Consider the following 2,705-nt stretch of genomic DNA (forward strand, 5'->3'; position numbering starts at 1 on the left):
CCCGGCGCGCGCGGCACGCTAGCAACGGCGGGCGCGGGGACGTCCTCGACGGGCGGGGCGGGCGGCCGGTGGCACGACGCCGGCCGGGACGCCGGGTGCGCCGGCGCTCCCGGTGGCCGGGGGCGGCGTGCCAGCATCGGGCGCGTGCGCCGATACCTGCTCGCCACCTCCGGCCATCCCAACTACGGCGACGAGCTCATCACCGCCGCGTGGCTGCGCCACCTCGCCCGCCGGTTCCCCGACGACGAGGTCGTCCTCGACAGCCCGCAGGCGGGCGGGACGGCGGCGCTGCACGGCGACCTGCACCCGCGCCTGCGGTGCGTCGACACCGTCTTCCGCGTCGCCGAGGAGGCCGGCTCCCACGACCCCTGGCAGGTGGCCGCCTTCGTCCGCGGCGCGGTCCACGACCACGGCGCCGCGCCGCGCTGGGCCGCCGGCCTGCGCCTCCTCGAGGGCGCCGACGTCGTCCACGTCCTCGGGGGCGGCTAGGTCAACGCGATGTGGCCGCTCAACACGGCCGCCCTGGCCGCGGGGTCGGTGCTCGCGGACGAGGGCCGCCACGTCGCGCTCACCGGCGCGGGGCTGATGCCCGCCGAGCCCAGCACCGCTCCCCTGCTGCGCCGCCTCCTCCGCGGCTACGCCGTCGTCGACGTGCGGGACGAGCCGACGCGGGCCCTGCTGGAGGGCCTGTCCGCGACGCGCCTGTCCGGCGACGACGCGCTGCTCGCCCTCGACGACGCGCCCAGCGGTGTCCCCGGTGGTGGTCACAGCGGTGGTCCCGGTGACGGTGCGGGCGCGGCGGGCGGCCCGTGGGCGCCGCCGGAGGGCCTGCCGCCCACGATGCTGTGCGTCCAGAGCGACGTCGTCGCGCCCGAGGACCTCCCGGCGCTCGCGGCGCTCGTGCTCGACCAGCTCGACCGGTGGGGCGTGCGGGGCGAGGAGCTCGGCGTCCTCGAGTGCGTCCCGCGCGTCGACCGGTGGGTCTGGGACGCCGTCGTCGCCCCGCACCTGCCCGGGGCCCGCTTCCTCTCCCTCGGCGAGGTCCTCGACCGGGGCTTCCCCGCGCGCCCGGGCCAGCGCTGGCTCACCACCCGCTACCACCCGCACCTGCTCGCCGCGGCGCGCGGCGCGTCGGGGGTGGCGGTGGACGTGGCCCCGGACTACTACGGCCACAAGCACCGGGCCCTGCAGGCCCTCGGCAGCCCCTTCGAGGTGCGGGCGCTGCGCCCGGCCGCCGGGGCGCCGCTCCCGGCCCCGGCCGCGCCCGCGGGAGCCGGGTGGGACCTGTCGGGGCCGGTGCGCGACAAGCACCGCCTGGCCGAGCAGGTCCACGCCGCCCCGGACGCCGCCCCGCACGTCGCCCCGCACGTCGACGGCCACCGGCAGGACGACGACCGGCGCGAGGACCACCGGCACGACGACCACCGGGGCACCGGCCACGGCGCCGACCGGTCCGCCGGCCTCGGCGGCCGGCTGCGCGACCTGCGAGGGCGCCGCTGACGGCGACCCCGCAGGGGCCGTCGCTACCCTGCGGCCCGGCGGGCAGATCGCGGCGGGACGAGGCGCCCGGCCGGGCGAGGACGACGGGAGACCATGGACGACCTCTGGGACGACACCTGGGTCGTCGTGCCCCTCTACCGCGAGGAGGCCGTGGTCGGTGACGTGGTGCGCGGCCTGCGCCGCGTCTTCGGCCGCGTGGTGTGCGTCGACGACGGCAGCGGCGACGCCTCCGGCGAGCGCGCGGCCGAGGCGGGCGCCGTCGTCGTGTCCCACCCGGTCAACCTCGGCCAGGGCGCCGCGCTGCAGACCGGCCTCGAGTACGCCCTGTCCGACCCCACGACGCGGTACCTCGTCACCTTCGACGCCGACGGCCAGCACCAGGTCGCCGACGCCGCGGCGATGGTGGAGCGCCTGCGCACCGGCGAGGCCGAGGTCGTCCTCGGCTCCCGCTTCCTCGACCGGCGCACCGCCCTCGACCCGCGCAAGCGGGCGGTCCTGCGCGCGGCCACGTGGCACGCCCGGCTGACGACCGGCCTGCGGGTCACGGACACCCACAACGGGCTGCGGGCGCTGACGCGGCGGGCCGCCGAGCACCTCGACCTCACCCAGTCGCGCATGGCGCACGCCAGCCAGCTGCTCGAGCAGGTCGCCGACTCCGGCCTGCCGTACGTGGAGCACCCCGTCCACGTCCTCTACACCGACTACTCCCGCACCAAGGGCCAGTCGATGTGGAACTCCGTCAACATCCTCACGGAGTCCCTCTTCCGCTGAGGCCGCCCGCGCCGCGCCCGAGCGGCCGCTCCCGGAGGTGCCCCGTGATCCGCGCCGTCCTCGTCGTCGGCATCGTCGGCGTCGTCCTCGTCCTCGTCCGCGGCCCCCGCGGCGTCCGCCACCAGGCCCTGCGGCGCCTCGCGCTGCTCGCCTTCGCCGTGGGCGCGCTCGTCAGCCTCGCCTTCCCCGACAGCTGGACGTGGGCGGCGCGGCTGCTCGACGTGGGCCGCGGCGCCGACCTGCTCCTGTACCTGACGATCGTCGCCTTCCTCGGCTTCGTCGCCACCTCCTACATCCGCTTCCAGGAGATGCAGCAGCAGATCACCCGCCTCAGCCGGCGCGTGGCGCTCGACGCGGCGCCTCCCCCGCCGGCACCCGGTGACGTCGCGACGACGGGCGGGACCGCGGCGACCGTCCCGGCGGCGGGCGAGGAC

General features: G+C 78.2%; 4 protein-coding genes. All 4 read left to right on the plus strand.

All coding sequences use genetic code 11. The features are described 5' to 3' along the window. Positions 1-144 precede the first annotated feature (144 nt). The gene (locus tag HLB09_RS15465) at positions 145-489 is read left to right on the plus strand and encodes a hypothetical protein (protein WP_171204217.1); all 345 of its coding nucleotides are present in this window, start codon (positions 145-147) and stop codon (positions 487-489) included. A gap of 9 nt (positions 490-498) precedes the next feature. Further along, positions 499-1,500: a hypothetical protein gene (locus tag HLB09_RS15470; protein ID WP_171204218.1), complete on the plus strand. Its 1,002-nt coding sequence runs from the start codon at positions 499-501 to the stop codon at positions 1,498-1,500. 93 nt (positions 1,501-1,593) lie between these two features. Beyond that, entirely contained in the window at positions 1,594-2,271 is a 678-nt protein-coding gene (locus HLB09_RS15475) for a glycosyltransferase family 2 protein (RefSeq protein ID WP_171204219.1), read from the plus strand. 44 nt (positions 2,272-2,315) lie between these two features. Continuing rightward, positions 2,316-2,705 (plus strand): DUF2304 domain-containing protein (locus HLB09_RS15480; protein WP_212771199.1); only part of this gene is annotated, 390 nt, incomplete at its 3' end.

The sequence above is a fragment of the Pseudokineococcus marinus genome (assembly GCF_013004605.1).
Classification (GTDB): domain Bacteria; phylum Actinomycetota; class Actinomycetes; order Actinomycetales; family Quadrisphaeraceae; genus Pseudokineococcus; species Pseudokineococcus marinus.